Annotated in this window: 13 protein-coding genes and 1 pseudogene; 6 read left to right on the top strand and 8 right to left on the bottom strand. The window is 70.7% G+C overall.

Features of this window, described 5'->3' with window-relative positions; translation table 11 throughout:
• The first annotated feature begins 102 nt into the window (after positions 1 to 102).
• Positions 103 to 3,309, top strand: a complete 3,207-nt coding sequence (icmF, locus tag ABT158_RS01955) for a fused isobutyryl-CoA mutase/GTPase IcmF (protein WP_352349871.1) — start codon at positions 103 to 105, stop codon at positions 3,307 to 3,309.
• 56 nt (positions 3,310 to 3,365) lie between these two features.
• Entirely contained in the window at positions 3,366 to 3,866 is a 501-nt protein-coding gene (gene tpx / locus ABT158_RS01960; RefSeq protein WP_352324335.1) for a thiol peroxidase, read from the top strand.
• A gap of 8 nt (positions 3,867 to 3,874) precedes the next feature.
• On the opposite strand, the gene ABT158_RS01965 is transcribed toward tpx, so the two are convergent.
• Both ABT158_RS01965 and ABT158_RS01970 read right to left on the bottom strand, forming a co-directional pair.
• Positions 3,875 to 4,774, bottom strand: coding sequence for a TIGR03619 family F420-dependent LLM class oxidoreductase (locus ABT158_RS01965; RefSeq protein ID WP_352349873.1), 900 nt, complete (start codon positions 4,772 to 4,774; stop codon positions 3,875 to 3,877).
• A gap of 9 nt (positions 4,775 to 4,783) precedes the next feature.
• A complete protein-coding gene (locus tag ABT158_RS01970) occupies positions 4,784 to 5,590 on the bottom strand; it encodes an SAM-dependent methyltransferase (protein ID WP_352349875.1) in 807 nt (268 codons plus the stop codon).
• A 142-nt stretch (positions 5,591 to 5,732) separates the two neighbouring features.
• On the opposite strand from ABT158_RS01970, the gene ABT158_RS01975 reads away from it, so the two are divergent.
• Positions 5,733 to 6,458 carry a helical backbone metal receptor gene (locus tag ABT158_RS01975; RefSeq protein WP_352349877.1) on the top strand — a complete coding sequence of 242 codons (726 nt, stop codon included), beginning with the start codon at positions 5,733 to 5,735 and terminating at the stop codon, positions 6,456 to 6,458.
• On the opposite strand, the gene ABT158_RS01980 is transcribed toward ABT158_RS01975, so the two are convergent.
• The 4 genes from ABT158_RS01980 to ABT158_RS01995 are packed head-to-tail and all read right to left on the bottom strand — an operon-like array spanning position 6,459 to position 10,720.
• Positions 6,459 to 7,604 (bottom strand): ROK family transcriptional regulator, encoded by a 1,146-nt coding sequence (locus ABT158_RS01980; protein WP_352349879.1) that lies wholly within the window; start codon positions 7,602 to 7,604, stop codon positions 6,459 to 6,461.
• Between the two features lie 2 nt (positions 7,605 to 7,606).
• Complete coding sequence (locus ABT158_RS01985) at positions 7,607 to 8,452, bottom strand: carbohydrate ABC transporter permease (protein ID WP_352349881.1); 846 nt, start codon at positions 8,450 to 8,452, stop codon at positions 7,607 to 7,609.
• Entirely contained in the window at positions 8,439 to 9,353 is a 915-nt protein-coding gene (locus tag ABT158_RS01990) for a carbohydrate ABC transporter permease (protein WP_352349883.1), read from the bottom strand. The genes ABT158_RS01985 and ABT158_RS01990 overlap by 14 nt, the downstream gene beginning before the upstream one ends.
• A complete protein-coding gene (locus ABT158_RS01995) occupies positions 9,350 to 10,720 on the bottom strand; it encodes an ABC transporter substrate-binding protein (RefSeq protein WP_352349885.1) in 1,371 nt (456 codons plus the stop codon). The genes ABT158_RS01990 and ABT158_RS01995 overlap by 4 nt, the downstream gene beginning before the upstream one ends.
• Before the next feature lie 449 nt (positions 10,721 to 11,169).
• Here ABT158_RS01995 and ABT158_RS02000 point away from each other — a divergent pair, with 449 nt between their 5' ends.
• The 3 genes and pseudogenes from ABT158_RS02000 to ABT158_RS51270 all read left to right on the top strand — a co-directional run.
• A complete protein-coding gene (locus ABT158_RS02000; RefSeq protein WP_352349887.1) occupies positions 11,170 to 12,204 on the top strand; it encodes a zinc-binding dehydrogenase in 1,035 nt (344 codons plus the stop codon).
• Positions 12,201 to 12,986, top strand: coding sequence for a sugar phosphate isomerase/epimerase family protein (locus ABT158_RS02005; RefSeq protein WP_352349888.1), 786 nt, complete (start codon positions 12,201 to 12,203; stop codon positions 12,984 to 12,986). The genes ABT158_RS02000 and ABT158_RS02005 overlap by 4 nt, the downstream gene beginning before the upstream one ends.
• A pseudogene (locus tag ABT158_RS51270) lies at positions 12,983 to 14,161 on the top strand (MGH1-like glycoside hydrolase domain-containing protein); the annotation flags it as partial. The gene ABT158_RS02005 and the pseudogene ABT158_RS51270, both read left to right, overlap by 4 nt.
• 9 nt (positions 14,162 to 14,170) lie before the next feature.
• Here the strand turns inward: ABT158_RS51270 and ABT158_RS02010 are convergent.
• Complete coding sequence (locus tag ABT158_RS02010) at positions 14,171 to 15,289, bottom strand: zinc-binding dehydrogenase (RefSeq protein ID WP_352349890.1); 1,119 nt, start codon at positions 15,287 to 15,289, stop codon at positions 14,171 to 14,173.
• Positions 15,282 to 16,232, bottom strand: coding sequence for a Gfo/Idh/MocA family protein (locus ABT158_RS02015; protein WP_352349893.1), 951 nt, complete (start codon positions 16,230 to 16,232; stop codon positions 15,282 to 15,284). The genes ABT158_RS02010 and ABT158_RS02015 overlap by 8 nt, the downstream gene beginning before the upstream one ends.
• Positions 16,233 to 16,289 lie beyond the last annotated feature (57 nt).

Raw genomic sequence — 16,289 nt, forward strand, 5'->3', positions numbered from 1 at the left:
TACCCAGACCGGAACGAGCTACGAGGACGTCCTACTATCGAAATAGTTGGACGTCCTAGTATCTTTCGCAGGAGGGGTCCCCTCACAAAGGAGTGATCAGGCGTGCACGTTCCGGCGTACCCTGTCCGTTTCGTGACCGCCGCGGCGCTGTTCGACGGCCACGACGCGGCGATCAACATCATGCGGCGCATCCTCCAGACGCAGGGGGCCGAGGTGATCCATCTCGGCCACAACCGGTCCGTGGACGAGATCGTCACGGCCGCCGTCCAGGAGGACGTCCAGGGGGTGGCCATCAGCTCCTACCAGGGCGGCCACGTCGAGTTCTTCACCTACCTGGTCGAGCTGCTGCGCGAGCGCGGCGCGGGCCACGTCAAGGTGTACGGCGGCGGTGGCGGCGTGATCGTCCCCGAGGAGATCGAGCTGCTGCACGAGCGGGGCGTCACGCGCATCTTCTCGCCCGAGGACGGCCAGCGGTACGGCCTGCCCGGCATGATCAACAAGCTGATCGAGGAGTGCGACCACGAGCTCGGCGACCCGCCGTCGGTCGAGGCCGTGCTCTCGGGCGACCAGGCGGCGCTGGCCCGCGCGATCACCTTCATGGAGTCCGGCCGCGCCCCCGCCGAGCTGGCCGAGGGGCTGAAGGCGGCGGTCGCCGTCCAGGAGCGACCGGCGCGGGTGCTCGGCATCACCGGCACGGGCGGTTCGGGCAAGTCCTCGCTCACCGACGAGCTGGTCCGCCGGTTCCGGGTGGACAACGACGACAAGCTGCGCATCGCCATCCTCGCCATCGACCCCACCCGCCGGCGCGGCGGCGGCGCGCTGCTCGGCGACCGCATCAGGATGAACAGCCTGGGCCCCCAGACCTACTTCCGCTCGCTGGCCACCCGCGGGGCGGCCAACGAGGTCCCGGCCTGCCTCGACGACGTGGTCACCGCGTGCCGCGCGGCCGGCTACGACCTGGTGATCGTGGAGACCCCCGGCATCGGCCAGGGCGACGCCGGCATCGTCCCGCACGTCGACGTGCCCATCTACGTCATGACCCCCGAGTTCGGCGCCGCCTCCCAGCTGGAGAAGATCGACATGCTCGACTTCGCCGAGGCCGTCGTCATCAACAAGTACGAGCGCCGCGGCGCCGAGGACGCCCTGCGCGACGTGCGCCGCCAGCTCGTGCGCAACCGGGAGGCGTTCGGCCAGTCGCCCGAGGACATGCCGGTCTTCGGCACGATCGCCGCCCGCTACAACGACGCCGGCGTCACCGCCCTCTACCAGCACCTCAAGGGCCTGCTGCTGGCGGACGTCGGGCCGGGGCTGCTGCCCGTCGTGACCGAGCGCACCTCCAAGGCGGCCGCGGCCATCGTCCCGCCCGCCCGCGCCCGCTACCTGTCCGACATCGCCGACTCCGTCCGGACCTACCACGCCGAGACGCTGGCCCAGGCGGAGGTCGCGCGCCGCCGTCAGCAGCTCGCCGCCGTGCAGGAGCTCCTGGGCGGCGAGGACGCCCGGCTGGCCGGGCTCGCCGAGCAGGCCGAGGGCGAGCTGAGCGAGGAGAGCCGCCACCTGCTCGACGGCTGGCCCGCGGTCCAGGAGGCGTACCGCAGCGACGAGCTGGTCGTGAAGATCCGCGACCGGGAGATCCACACGCCGCTCTGGCGCGAGACGCTGTCGGGCAACCGCATCCCGCGGGTGGCCCTGCCGCGCTTCAGCGACCACGGCGACCTGCTGCGCTTCCTGCGCTCGGAGAACCTGCCCGGATCGTTCCCGTTCACCGCCGGGGTGTTCCCGTTCAAGCGCGACGACGAGGACCCGACCAGGATGTTCGCCGGCGAGGGCGACCCGTTCCGTACCAACCGGCGCTTCAAGCTGCTGTCGGAGGGCCAGCCCGCCACCCGGCTGTCCACCGCCTTCGACTCGGTCACCCTGTACGGCCACGACCCCGACCTGCGTCCTGACATCTACGGAAAGGTCGGCACCTCGGGCGTGTCCATCGCCACGCTCGACGACATGAAGGTGCTCTACGACGGGTTCGACCTGGCGGCGCCCAACACGTCGGTGTCCATGACGATCAACGGCCCGGCGCCCACGATCCTGGCCTTCTTCCTCAACGCCGCGCTCGACCAGGCCCTCGACCGCTTCCGCGCCGAGCAGGGCCGCGAGCCCGACGAGCAGGAGGCCCGCGAGCTGCGCGCCCGTACGCTGGCCACGGTCAGGGGCACGGTCCAGGCCGACATCCTGAAGGAGGACCAGGGGCAGAACACCTGCATCTTCTCCACCGAGTTCTCGTTGCGGATGATGGCCGACATCCAGGAATGGTTCATCCAGAACGGGGTCAGGAACTTCTACTCGGTCTCCATCTCCGGCTACCACATCGCCGAGGCGGGGGCCAACCCGATCAGCCAGCTCGCGTTCACGCTGGCCAACGGGTTCACGTACGTGGAGGCGTACCTGGCCAGGGGGATGCGGATCGACGACTTCGCGCCGAACCTGTCGTTCTTCTTCTCCAACGGCATGGACCCCGAGTACAGCGTGCTCGGGCGGGTGGCGCGCCGGATCTGGGCGGTGGCCATGCGCGAGCGTTACGGCGCGGCCGAGCGCTCCCAGAAGCTCAAGTACCACATCCAGACCTCGGGCCGGTCGCTGCACGCCCAGGAGATGTCCTTCAACGACATCCGCACCACCCTGCAGGCCCTGATCGCCATCTACGACAACTGCAACAGCCTGCACACCAACGCCTTCGACGAGGCCGTCACCACCCCGTCGGCCGACTCGGTGCGCCGGGCGATGGCGATCCAGCTCATCATCAACCGCGAGTGGGGCCTGGCCAGGAACGAGAACCCGTTGCAGGGCTCGTTCATCATCGACGAGCTGACCGACCTGGTCGAGGAGGCCGTGCTGGCCGAGTTCGAGCGGCTGTCGGACCGGGGCGGCGTGCTCGGCGCGATGGAGACCGGCTACCAGCGCGGCAAGATCCAGGACGAGTCGATGCTGTACGAGATGCGCAAGCACGACGGATCCCTGCCGATCATCGGCGTCAACACCTTCCGCAACCCCGGCGCCGAGCAGTCCGACCCGCACAAGCTGGAGCTGGCCAGGGGCACCGAGGAGGAGAAGCAGTCGCAGCTCGACCGCCTGCACGCCTTCCACGAGCGCAACCGGTCGCAGGCCCCCGCGGAGCTGTCGCGGCTGCGCGAGGTCGCGATGTCCGACGGCAACGCGTTCGCGGTGCTGATGGACGCGGCCCGGGTCTGCTCGCTCGGCCAGATCACCGAGGCCCTGTTCGAGGCGGGCGGCCAGTACCGGCGCAACGTCTAGGGGAGATCGCGCCGCTAGGATCGCTGGTCGGGGAACATCGCTATCAGGAGGCTTTCATGTCCGACGTCACTTTCAAGGGCAACCCGATCACCGTGGGCGGCGCCTTCCCGAAGCCCGGCGACGCCGCGCCCGCCTTCAAGCTGGTCGGCACCGACCTGTCCGACCGCACGCTGGCCGACTTCGCCGGCAAGACCAAGGTGCTCAACATCTTCCCGAGCGTCGACACCGGCGTCTGCGCGGCCTCCGTGCGCCGCTTCAACCAGGTCGCGTCCGAGCACCCCGACGCGGTCGTGCTCTGCGTCTCGGCCGACCTGCCCTTCGCCCAGAACCGGTTCTGCGGCGCCGAGGGCCTGGACAAGGTGACCATGCTGTCGCTCATGCGCGGGCGCGAGTTCCTGGCCGACTACGGCGTGGCCCAGGAGTCGGGCCCGCTGGCCGGCCTGGCCGCGCGCGCGGTCGTCGTGATCGACGCCGACGACAACGTGGTCTACTCCGAGCTGGTGCCCGAGATCACCCAGGAGCCCGACTACGAGGGCGCGCTGTCCGCGCTCAAGTAACCCTCCGCTCAAGCCGCGCTGAGACGCTCGCGGAAGTCGGCGGCCAGCTCCAGCAGGTGGTCGTCGTCGGCGGCGGTGTGCTGGAGGTCCAGGATGACCTCGTGGACCCCGGCCTCCGCCGCCTGCGACAGGTACGCCGCGATCTCGGCCACCGTGCCGCTCCGCGGCGGAACGCCGTCGGCGGTGATCACCGGGTTGGAGCGCAGGATCATGCGCAGGGCGTCGGGGTCGCGTCCGGCCTGCTCGGCGCTTTCCCTGACCGTCTCCCACATCGACAGGAGCACGGGCACGGGCAGCGCGGCCGTCAGCCAGCCGTCGCCCCTGCGCCCGATCCGGCGCAACGCCTCCGAGGCGAACCCGGCCAGCAGCAGCGGCGGGCGGCGGGCCGGCTTGGGGCCGATGTGACTGGGCGCGATCGTCCACAGCTCGTGCTCGAACGTCACGGGGTCCGCGCCCCAGATCGCCTCCAGGGCGTCGAGGGTGGCCTCGTAGCGTTCGGCCCGGCCCTTCCAGGGCACGCCCACGGCGGCGTACTCGTCGGAGGACCAGCCGAGGCCGAGGCCCGCCGCCAGCCGGCCGCCGCTCAGGTGGTCGATCGTGGTGAGCGAGCGGGCCAGCACCGGCGGGGGGTACCAGCAGGCGTTGAGCGCGCTGGTCCCGAGCCGGACCGACGAGGTCACGGACGCGGCCACCGCCAGCACCGCGAACGGGTCGAGGAACACCCGATGGGCCGGCGGCACGCTGCCGTCGCCCCCGGGATAGCGGTCCTTGGGCCGCAGCGGCGTCAGCAGCCGGTCGCCCGCCCACAGGCCGGCGAACCCCATCGCCTCGGCCTCGCGGGCCACCCGCGTCACGCTGCCCAGCGCGGCGAACCTGCCGTACTGCGGGACGGCGAGGCCGAGGTCCATGGGCGCGTCCTAGACCTTCCTGGCCACGCCGCACACGATGAGCGACGACTCGGGGCGGTCCATGAAGTCGATCGTGTCCGCCTGGTCGGGATGCCATTCGGGCAGCCACACCAGACCGGGCTCCACCAGCTCGAACCCCTCGAACAGCTCCCTGATCCTGGCCCGGCTGCGCAGCGCCAGCCGCGCGGTGGCGTTGCGGTAGACCTCGGTGCCCGCGCTGACCGCGTCGGGACGGGCGTCGCTGGTGCCGTGGGACATGACCAGGTAACTACCCGGCGCCATGGCCTCGCGCAGGGTCTTCAGGATCCGCTCCGGGTCGTCGGACTCCTCGATGAAGTGCATGATCGCCACCAGCAGCACGGCGACCGGCCGGCTGAAGTCGATGGTCCGCAGCACCTCCGGGTCGCGCAGGATGTCGCCCGGGTTGCGCAGGTCGCCCTCTACCACCGTCGTGTCCTCGCCGTGGCCGGTGAGCAGCGCCCTGGCGTGCACCAGCACCACGGGGTCACGGTCGACGTAGACGACGCGGGAGCCCGGGGCGACCTTGGCGGCCACCTCGTGCACGTTCCCCTGGGTCGGCAGCCCCGTGCCGATGTCGAGGAACTGCCTGATGCCGGACTCGGCGAGGTGGCGTACGGCGCGGCCGAGGAAGGCGCGGTTGGCCCGCGCCGCCGCCCGTACCTCGGGCGCCACCGTGAGGATGCGCTCGGCCGCCTCGCGGTCGACCGGGAAGTGATCCTTGCCGCCGAGGTAGTAGTCGTAGAGCCGTGCCACGTTCGGCGTGTTCGGATCGAAATCCGATGCCTCGTGCTCCAACCGTCGAGCCCCCGATCACAGAGTTTTAACGATCTTTACCGGGATTCTACGGACCTATACCGACATAAGAGTGGTGCTACGCATATTTCAGGTAAACGCAACCTAAGGTGGTGCCGTGGTCCACGATGACACAGGGATCCCTGTGGAGGTACCCCAGACCGTCCGGCGGATCGTGTCGCTGGTGCCGTCGCTGACCGAGTCCGTGGCGGCGACCGTCCCGGAGGCGCTGGTCGGGGCGACGGACTGGTGCACGCATCCGGCCGACCTGGACGTGGCCCGGGTCAGGGGCACCAAGAACCCCGACCTCGACGCCGTCCTGCGCCTGCGCCCGGACGTCGTCCTGGCCAACGCCGAGGAGAACCGCGCGCCCGACGTCGAGGCCCTGCGCGAGGCGGGCGTGGCGGTGTGGGTGACCAGGATCGAGACGCTGGAGCAGGCGTTCGCCTCGCTGGAGCGCATGTTCGCGCACGCCTGCCGTACGGACCGCCCGGACTGGCTGGCGGAGGCCCGCCAGGCGTGGGGAGCCCCCGCGGACGGCCCGCGCCGCACCGCGATCGTCCCGATCTGGCGCCGCCCCTGGATGGTCGTGGGCCGCGACACCTTCACCGGGGACGTGCTCCGGCACCTCGGCGTGGACAACCTGTACGCCGCCCACCCCGACCGCTACCCCAAGATCCCCCTGCCCGAGCTGACCGGCAACCGCCCCGACCTGGTCGTGCTGCCCGACGAGCCCTACGCCTTCAGCGCGGACGACGGCCCCGAGGCGTTCCCCGGCCTGGACTGCGCGCTGGTCAGCGGCCGCCTGCTGACCTGGTACGGCCCCTCGCTCACCGAGGCCGCCACCGCCCTGCCGCGCGCGCTGGCCTGATCAGCCGACGGCGGCCAGCGCGGCGTCCACGGCCGCGGGGGAGAGCACGTGCTCCATCACGATCACCGCCATGCCCACGATCCCGGCCCGGTCGCCGAGCCTGCTGGTGACGATCTCCAGGTTGCGCGTCGTGTACGGCAGGCTCCGCCGGTAGACGATCTCCCTGATCCCGGTCAGGTAGTGCTCCTCCGTCTGGGCCATGTCCCCGGCCAGCACCAGCACACCGGGGTTGAGCAGGCTGACCGCGGTGGCCAGCACCACCCCCAGCGTGCGGCCCGCCTCCTGGACGCGCGCGATCGCCGCCGGGTCGCCGGCCTGCACCAGGCGCACGACGTCGCGGCTGGTCTCCCGGCCCAGGTCGGCCGCGAGCGCGTGCCCGCTGGCCAGGGAGGCCACGCAGCCGCGCGAGCCGCAGGTGCACACCCGGTCGTCGGTCTCCCGGATGCGGACGTGCCCGATGTTGCCCGCGGCCTCCTCGACGCCCCGGTAGATCCGCCCGTCGAGGACGATGCCGGTGCCGATGCCGGTGGACACCTTGACCAGGATCAGCGAGTCGGTCTCCCGCCAGGACGACCACCACTCGCCGAGGGCCATCGCGTTGGCGTCGTTCTCCACCAGGACGGGCACGTCGTACGTGCGCCCGACGGCCTCCCTGATCGGGTGGTCGTCCCAGCCCGGCATCAGGAACGACCTGATCACCCGTCCGCCGGTGTGGTCGACCGAGCCGGGCAGGTCGAGCCCGATGCCGCACACGTCGGCCGCCGGCCGCCCGGTCCTGTCCAGCAGGCGCTGGAACGCCTCGCGCACCCACGTCAGCACGGGCTCGGGCCCGCGGTCGATGCGCATCTCGGCGCGTTCCTCGGCCATCGGACGGGCGGCGAGGTCGGTGAGCGCCACCCTGGCGTGGGTGGCGCCCAGGTCGGCCACGAGGATCAGCCGCCGGGCGGCGTCGACGTCGAGCACCGAGGGCGGCCGGCCGCCGCCCGAGGCGCCGACGCCGGACTCGTGCAGGTAGCCGGCGGCGATGAGCCGGTCGACCCGGTCGGTGACGGTCGACCGGGACAGGCCGGTGAACTCGATCAGGTCTTTGCGGGTACGGCAGGAGCCATCGCGGATGAGCTGGAGGACCTGCCCTGCCGTCAGCATGTCTATCCCTTCTCCGCTCCTGCCGTGAGGCCCTCCGTCAGCAGGCGTTCACTGGCGAAGAACACGATCACGATGGGCAGCGTCAGCACCACGGATCCTGCCATCAGCACCGTCGTGGGGATCTCTATGCTCCCCGCCAGCTGAGAGAGCCCCAGGGAGACCGTCCAGCTCTCCCGCCGCTCCACGAGGAACAGCAGGGCGAACAGGAACTCGTTCCACGCGATCATGAACGCGTAGAGGCCGGTTGCCATGAGCGCGGGCTTGGACAGTGGCAGCACCACCCGCCAGATGGTCGACAGCCGCGAGCAGCCGTCGATCGCGGCCGCCTCCTCCACGCTCTGCGGCACGGTCTCGAAGTAGTTGCGCAGCATGTATACCGTGACGGGCACGGTCTGCGCGATATAAACCAGGATCAGTCCGACCAGAGATCCCCTGAGGCCCAGCATGGTGAACAGCACGAACAGGGGGATGGCCAGCACGATCGCCGGGAACAGGTAGACGGCGAGGAACAGGAAGTGCACCTGCCGCCGGCCGAAGAACCGCAGCCGCGCGACGGCGTAGGCGCCCGGGATCGAGATCAGCAGCGTGGCGGCCACCGACGCGACCGCCACGACCGCGCTGTTCCTGATGAACGTGAGGAACCCCTGCGTGGTCAGCACGTTCACGTACGTGTCCAGGGTGAAGTGCCGCGGCCACACCGAGCCGGGCTCCAGGATGAGCTCCTGGATGTCCCGTACGGACAGCGTCACCATGTACAGGAACGGCAGCCCGGTGACGGCGAACAGGAACACGATGACCACGGGCCGCAGCGCCGCGAACAGTGCGCGCTCGAACCTATCCCTGCTCACGGTCGCCTCCCGAGAAGAAGCGCAGGTACACGGCCAGCAGCACGACGAGGACGACGGCCAGCACGATCGCCTGCGCGGCCGAGGCGCCGATGTCGTCGCGGGCGGTCAGGAAGTTGTAGACGCGCACGCTGACCACCTCGGTGCCGGCGCCGCCGCCGGTCAGCAGGTAGACGTCGTCGAACTTGGTGAAGGTGAACACGAACCGCAGCACCGCCAGCAGCGCCACGATGCGCCAGAGCTGCGGCATGATCACGTGCCGGAAGCGCTGGGTGGGGGTGGCGCCGTCCACGACCGCGGCCTCCTCCAGCTCGGCCGGCAGCGCCTGGAGCCGGGCCAGGATGAACAGGAACGCGAACGGGAAGTACCGCCACGCCTCGAACGCGATCACCGTGAGCAGCGCGACCGGCACCTTCAGCCCCAGGAAGTCGCCCTGGGCCTGGGTGAGGAAGGCGATCGGCTCCTTCAGCCAGGTGTTCACGATGCCGTACTGGGGGTTCAGCATGGTCTCCCAGAGGAAGGCCACGGCCACCACGGGCGCCACGTACGGGATCAGGATCGAGGCCCTGACCAGGGTGCGGCCGGGGAACTTGGCGCGCAGGGCGAGGGCGGTCACCAGGCCGATCGCGATGGACAACGCCGTGCCGGCCACGGTGTAGATCAGGGTGTTGACCAGCGACGCCCAGAAGCCCGGCTCGGAGATCACGTACGTGAAGTTCTCCAGCGTGTAGTGCCCGAAGACGCCGGCCCGGCGGATGTTGATCAGCCGGACGTCCTGGAAGGCCAGCATGATCGCCCACAGCAGCGGCAGCACCACCACGACCAGCGTGATGACCAGCGTGGGCGAGATCAACGCCAGCCCGGCCCGCCCTTCCCGCTGCCGCAGGGTGCGGGATGCGCTCATTGACGGATCCCGCGCTTGATGGTCTCCACGTCCTTCTTGGCCTGGGCGGCGGCGGCCTGCGGGGTCAGCGAGCCGTCGGCCACCTGGCTGAGGGCCTTGGGGACGGGCAGCTCGCCCATCGTGGCGCCGACCAGCTTGCCCTGGCCCTGCGGGATGCCCCAGCGGGCGAAGGTGTCGGGGCTGCGGCGCAGCGCGTCGAGCACGTCGGCCGGGTAGACCTCCGACAGCGGCTTCTTGGCGTCCACGCCCGCGGGCAGCTTCTTCCACGTGTCGGCGAAGCCCTTGCGCGTGGGGAACTTGCCCTCGGGCGCCATCCCGATCCAGCGCTCGTAGCCCTCGTCCATCATGTACCTGACGAACCTGGCGGCCGGATCGGCGGCGGCGCCGCGCAGCACCGCCCAGGAGACGATCTCGCCGTACTGGGCGGGCGCGCTCGCGCCGGGGCCCTTCAGCGCCGTGACCACGCCGGTGTTCTTCGCCAGCCATTCGGGGTCGGCGCGGCACTCGGCGCAGCTGGGCAGCGCGTCCTTACGCAGCCCCGCCAGCTCGTCGAGGATGAACGACGACCAGATCATCATGGCCGCCTTCCCGGAGAAGTACGTGGCCCTGGTGGAGTCGACGTCCTGCTTGCCCTTGACCGAGTAGTTCTTCGCCAGTTTCGCGTAGAAATCGAAGGCTTTCACGCACTGCGGGCTGTCTAGCGTGACATTTCCGGAATTGTCGACTAGTTGGCAGCCGTTCGCCAGCGCCACGTGCTCGAAGCTCTGCGCGGTGAAGGAGTCCTTGGGCGCGATCGCCAGCGTGATGCCCGCCACCCCACCCGCGTTCAGCTTGGCCGCCGCCGCCTCCAGCGCCTCGTAGGTGTCCGGAGGCGCCAGCCCGGCCTTGTCGAACAGGTCCTTGCGGTAGAGCAGCAGCTGCGCCCACCCGTCGCTGGGCACGGCCAGCAGCCTGCCGCCCGAGGAGTCCAGTTCGAGCGCGCGCGGCGAGAAGGAGTCTCTGCCGAGCCCGTCCACGATCCGGCCCGGCGTCTCGGTGTCCAGCAGGTCGTTGGCCTCCAGCTCGCGGACGGCGGCCAGCGGCAGCGCGCCGATGACGTCGGGGAGGTCGTCCGCGGCGGCGGCGGCCGTCACGGTCTGGCTGAACTGGTCCTCCCCGACGCCGACCAGCTTCACCTTGATCCCGGTCTTCCTGGTGAACTCGGCGATGATCTGGTTCTGCACGGCCATCCGGTCGCCGAGGTTCTCCTCGGTCCAGACGGTGATCTGGTTCGCGCCGGACTGCTGCCCGCCGCCGTCGCCGCAGGCCGTGAGGGCGGCCGAGGCCAGCAGGGCGACGGAGAGGACGGCGGTGACCCGGTTCGGCATGGCACGCTCCTCTGGTTGGGGATATGCCGCACTTACCCGTAGAAAAGGGGCAGGCACCTGGCGTAGGCGAGAACGAGACCGGTCCGTACCCTCGCCGTGCCGCCGCCGCACGTCATCAGGGCCGTCGGTAAAAGGTTGGTCGGCGTTCCGGCAAATCTTCCCCAGAACCGATCACGGACGCCCACCTCGAAACGATCTGGTCTGATGTCATTTCGGTCATCCGGCTGCTGCCCGGACGAGCACTTCTGGCGCTTCCGGATCAGGTGGACAGACGGGGTGTGACATGTCGGTAAGGTCTCTTTCCAGAACGCGCCCTACCGGAAACCTGGATTCCATCGGCCGCGATCGACGGAAGTCGTAGACTTACGAGTGTTTCGAGCGCAACTATGGTGTGCAAACAAACACTAAATCTCTGACTTTTGTTTGATCAAAAAGCGTAAGTGTGGGGTATGCGCGTCATCACCTTCCAAGAGCCAGGCCGTGTCAGCGTCAGCCTGGAGTCGCCCGCCGAACTCGTGCCGGGCTCCGTCCGGGTGCGGACCCTCTATTCCGGGGTCTCCGCGGGCACCGAGCTGACCGCATATCGCGGCACCAATCCGTACCTCACCCGTAAGTGGGACACCGAGCGCCGGCTCTTCCTCGAAGGCCAGACGCACGCCTACCCCCTGTCCGGCTGGGGCTACCAGGAGGTCGGCGAGGTGGTGGAGGCGGCCCCCGACGTCGCCGAGCCGCCCGTCGGCAGCCTCGTGTGGGGCATCTGGGGCCACCGCGCCGAGGCCGTCGTCCCCGCCGAGAAGCTGGCCGGGCACATCCTGCCGCCGGGGGCCGACCCCGTCACGGGCGTCTTCGCCCGGGTCGGCGCCATCGCGCTCAACGCCGTCCACGCCGCCGACGTGCACCTGGGCGACCAGGTCGCGATCTTCGGCCAGGGCGTCATCGGCCTGCTCGCCACCCGCCTGGCGGTGCTCAGCGGCGCCCGGGTGGTGGCCGCCGACGCCATCCCCGACCGGCTCGAACTCGCCAGGAAGTTCGGCGCCGCCGAGACGTTCGACGTGCGGTCGGGCTCGGTCGCCGAGTTCCTGCGCAAGCGCATCGAGGGCGCCGACACCGCGATCGAGCTCAGCGGCAACCACCTGGGCCTCCAGGAGGCCATCAGGAGCGTGCGCAAGGGCGGCCGGGTCGTGGCGGCCGGCTTCTACCAGGGCGACGGCATCGGGCTGCGGCTGGGCGAGGAGTTCCACCACAACCAGGTGCAGCTCGTCTCCTCCCAGATCGGCGGCGTCGCCTCCTGGCTGGCCCACCGCTGGGACGTCGAACGCCTCCAGCGCACGTTCATGGAGCTCGTCCACCGGGGCGAGGTCGAGGTCGGCGACCTGGTCACCCACCTCGTGCCGGTCGAGCAGGCGGCCGAGGCGTTCGACCTGATCGACAAGCATCAGTCCGAGGTGCTCCAGCTCGTCTTCACCTTCGAGGAGTCACGATGAAGCTCGCCGCCCAGGAGCAGCTTCTGCCCGGCCGCAGCCTGCAGGAGAAGTTCGCGTTCGCGGTGGAGGCCGGGTTCGACGCGATCGAGCTGAGAGGGAAGGGCGACTTCCACTTCGCCGGCCGGCTGACCGAGCTCAAGCGGGCGCTGGCCGACGGCGTCGTGATGCCGACGGTGTGCGTCGAGATGCCGCACTTCATCGGCGACTTCGACCCGGCCAAGCGTAAGGACGCCATCCAGCAGCTCAGGTCGCAGCTCACGGTGATCGCCGAGCTGGGCGGCATCGGCGTCATGACCCCGGCCTCGTGGGGCCAGTTCTCGCTCCGGCTGCCGCCGTTCGAGCCGCCGCGCACCGCCGCGGACGACCGCGAGGTGCTGGCCGAGGCGCTCGGCATCCTCGGCGAGCACGCCCAGCGCAACGGCGTGCTGATCATGCTCGAACCCCTCAACCGGTACGAGAACCACATGGTCAACACGCTGGCCGACGCGGTCTCGTACTGCTCGATGGACTCGATCAGGATCGTCGGCGACACCTACCACATGAACATCGAGGAGGACGACCCCTGCCGGGCCCTGGTGGAGGCGGCCCCGTACCTCGCGCACATGCAGATCAGCGAGTCCAACAGGAACCAGCCCGGCACCGGTCACCTCGACTGGGGCGCGCAGCTCGCCACGCTCGACGCCGTCGGCTTCGACGGCTACCTCGCCCTCGAATGCCGGCTGCGGGGCGAGCCCGAGATCGTGCTCCCGCAGACGGCGGCCTTCATCAGGAAATTCCTATGATCCTTCGCGACGCCATACGCGTGCTCGTCGCCAACTGGGACGGCAGCCACACGGTTCCCTCCCGTCGCCTGTACCCCCACCAGTGGAGCTGGGACTCCGCCTTCATCGCGATCGGCAACGCCCGCTGGTCGCCGCGGCGGGCCAGGGCGGAGCTGCTGTCGCTGTTCGGCGCCCAGTGGGCCGACGGCCGGGTGCCGCACATCGTGTTCAACCCCGTCGTGCCCGAGGGCGCCTACTTCCCCGGCCCGCAGTTCTGGGGCGCCCGCGCGCCGTCCGGCTCGGCGACCTCCGGCATCGTGCAGCCGCCCGTGCACGCGCTGGCCGCCTGGAAGGTGCACCAGGCCGAGCCCGACCCGGCGTTCCTGGCCAGGATCTACCCCAAGCTCGTCGCCCAGCAGGAGTTCCTGCGCGCCTCCCGCCGCTCGCCCGAGGGCCTGATCTCGATCGTCCACCCGTGGGAGTCGGGCATGGACAACAGCCCGGCCTGGGACCTTCCGCTGCGGGCGGTCGAGACCGGCGCGACGGGCTTCGTCCGCCGGGACCTCAACACCGTCAGCGCCGACGAGCGCCCCACCGACCGCGACTACGAGCGGTACGTCGCCCTGGCCGCCGCCTACCGCGACAGCGGCTACCGGCTGGCCGGCTCCTTCGCGATCGAGGACCCGCTGTTCAACGCCGCGTACGGCGTGGCCGAGTCGGCGCTCGCCGAGATCGCGCAGGTGTGCGGCCACGACCCCGAGCCCCACCGGCGCGAGGCCGCCGCCGTCACCGCCGCCATGGTCGACCACCTCTACCAGGACGGCCACTTCCGCCCCCGCGACCTGCGCACCGGCCGGCTGATCCGCTCGGGCAGCGCCGCCGGCCTGGTGCCGCTCATGCTCCCCGGGCTGCCGCCGGAGATCGCCGAGGCGCTGATCGGCACGGCCCTGGACAAGTTCTCCCTCAAGGACGGCGTGCTGCCCAGCCACGCCCCGGCCACGGCCGAGTTCGACCCGGCCCGCTACTGGCGCGGGCCGAGCTGGATCAACTTGACCTGGCTGGTCTGGCAGGGGCTCCGGGACCGCCGTCCCGACCTGGCCGACCTGCTCGCCGAGGGCATGATCCACGCCGTCGCCCACTCCGGCTTCCGCGAGTACTTCAACCCGTTCACGCTGCGCGGCCACGGGTGCCGGGACTTCAGCTGGTCAGCGGCCCTCATCCTCGACGTCGTGGCTGAGCACGGCCTGGACGGCCTGCCGCCGTCGGGCCGCGAGATCGGTCAGAAGTTCGGGAGCCTCCCCGAAGCCGACGACGTCGGTGACCAGGTGCTCGCGTAGCAGCCTTCCGCGCTCCCTGAGCAGGCCGATCGTCTCGTGCGACAGGCGTTCCCGGTCCCAGGCGTGCGCGAGGCCGCGCGGCACCCGGCCGATCTGGGCGCAGCGCAGCGCCAGCCCGTTGTGGTGGAACTCCTCGCCGAGCCGCACCTCGTCGGCGCCCTGGGTGTAGAACGCGAGGTCGATCAGCGTGCCCTGCGGGCGCAGCAGCCGCAGCCCCAGGGCCAGCGCCCGCGGTTGACCGCGGCACTGGAAGACCAGGTCCGCGCCGCGGTCGCCCGGGGCGTGCCGCCAGCGGCGCTTCAGCGTCACCGCCGGGTCGTCGTCGGGGGCGGTCAGCACCTGCGCGCCGATCGCCTCGGCCACCGCGAGCCTGGCCCGGGTCTCGTCCACGACCACCACCTCGGCGGCCCCGCAGGACAGGGCGAAGGACGCGGTCAGCAACCCCACCACGCCCGCACCGACCACCGCGACGCGGCGGCCGCGCACGCCGTCGCCCAGGTGCTGGACGGCCGGCCCGTGCAGGTCGGCGGCCGCGTGCAGCAGGCCGTTGGCGCAGATCGGGCCCATGTGGGCGACGTAGATGCCGAGCAGCGGGTCGAGGTCGCCGGGCAGCACGACGAACCGGTCGGCCATCGGGTCGGCCACGTACGCCGTGCGGTGGCCGTAGGCCATGGCGACCCGCGCGCCCTCGGCCACGGCCCGCGTGCGGGTCTCGGCGACCACGCCCACCTGCATGTAGCCGATGCCGCGCACCGGGTACGCCACCGACGGCGTGCCCGGCAGGAACAGCCCGAGCGCCGGGTCCCAGGCCGAGGTGAGGTAGGGGTTGGCGCCCTTGAGATAGGTCAGCTCGGTGCCCGCCGAGACGCCGCTGTGCGTGGTGGCGACCATGAACCCGCCGTCGGGCAGGCCGGGCAGCTTCTCCTCGACCAGGCACACCTCGCCGGGCGCCTCGATGCTCAGGATCGTGCTCGTCGCCTCAGTCATCCAGCACCACCGGCCTCCGTTCCGCCGCGGAGCGCGCCAGCGCGACGGCCAGGCGGTGGGTTCGCAGGGCTTCGCCGTACGGCGCGCGCACGTCGGCGTCCTTCCCGCGCACCGCGTCGATGAACGCCCGGTCCACGAGGGTCTTGGCGTGCCCGCCGTCCTCGACGGCCTCCTCGCCGTCCACGAGCAGCCGGGTCTCGCTGAGCTCCAGCGCGATGCCGTCCGCGCACACCTCCAGCCCCACCCGGTGCTTGTGGCGCAGCAGGCAGGAGGTGGCCAGCAGGCCGGTCGCGCCGCCCGCGAAGCTCATGACGGCCGACGTGGCCCGGTCGATCTCGCCGTCCACCGCGTTCCCGGCCGGGACGGCGTGCACCATCGACACCTCGCCCACCAGCAGCCTGGCCAGGTCCAGGACGTGCACCGCCTGCTCCAGGATCTGGCCGCCCGACAGGCTCGCCTTCAGCCACCAGCCGACCGGCGGGACCTTGTCCAGCCAGTGCCCGAGCGCGAGCTGCACGGGACGGCCGTCGAGCCGTTCCCTGGCCCGGTCGACGATGTCGAGGTAGCGCCAGTGGTGGCCGACGGCGGACGGCAGCCCGCGCCGGTCGATTTCGGCCGCGATGTTTTCTGCGGTTTTGAGGTCGAGAGAAAGGGGTTTTTCCACAAAAATCGGGAGATTGCACGACAAGACGTCGTATTCAGGGTTACCGTGCGCGAAAGGAGGCACACAGACGTAGACAGCGTCGAGACCGCCGGCCTCCAGCAGGCCGGCATGGTCGCCGTAGGCGGGGGCGCCGTGCGCGGAGGCCAACGCCTCAGCCTTGTGGAGATCGGTGTCGGCCACCCCGGCAATCGTCACATCGGGGAAGCCGGACAGGACATCTGCGTGGCGAGCGGCGACATTTCCGGCACCAATGATGCCGACACGGGTAATTGGGGACACAACCCGACATATGCCACGTCTAGGGGTTAACAAACAAGGATGTTCGAAGGCGCATAG

This window comes from Nonomuraea sp. NPDC001636 (assembly GCF_040298265.1).
Lineage (GTDB): Bacteria > Actinomycetota > Actinomycetes > Streptosporangiales > Streptosporangiaceae > Nonomuraea.

Excerpts from the sequence above, each read along its gene's own strand:
- tpx (WP_352324335.1), top strand. The coding sequence starts at position 3,366 with ATGTCCGACGTCACTTTCAAGGGCAACCCGATCACCGTGGGCGGCGCC.
- ABT158_RS01965 (WP_352349873.1), bottom strand. The coding sequence starts at position 4,774 with ATGGACCTCGGCCTCGCCGTCCCGCAGTACGGCAGGTTCGCCGCGCTG.
- ABT158_RS01980 (WP_352349879.1), bottom strand. The coding sequence starts at position 7,604 with ATGCTGACGGCAGGGCAGGTCCTCCAGCTCATCCGCGATGGCTCCTGC.
- ABT158_RS01990 (WP_352349883.1), bottom strand. The coding sequence starts at position 9,353 with ATGAGCGCATCCCGCACCCTGCGGCAGCGGGAAGGGCGGGCCGGGCTG.
- ABT158_RS01995 (WP_352349885.1), bottom strand. The coding sequence starts at position 10,720 with ATGCCGAACCGGGTCACCGCCGTCCTCTCCGTCGCCCTGCTGGCCTCG.
- ABT158_RS02000 (WP_352349887.1), top strand. The coding sequence starts at position 11,170 with ATGCGCGTCATCACCTTCCAAGAGCCAGGCCGTGTCAGCGTCAGCCTG.
- ABT158_RS02005 (WP_352349888.1), top strand. The coding sequence starts at position 12,201 with ATGAAGCTCGCCGCCCAGGAGCAGCTTCTGCCCGGCCGCAGCCTGCAG.
- ABT158_RS02010 (WP_352349890.1), bottom strand. The coding sequence starts at position 15,289 with ATGACTGAGGCGACGAGCACGATCCTGAGCATCGAGGCGCCCGGCGAG.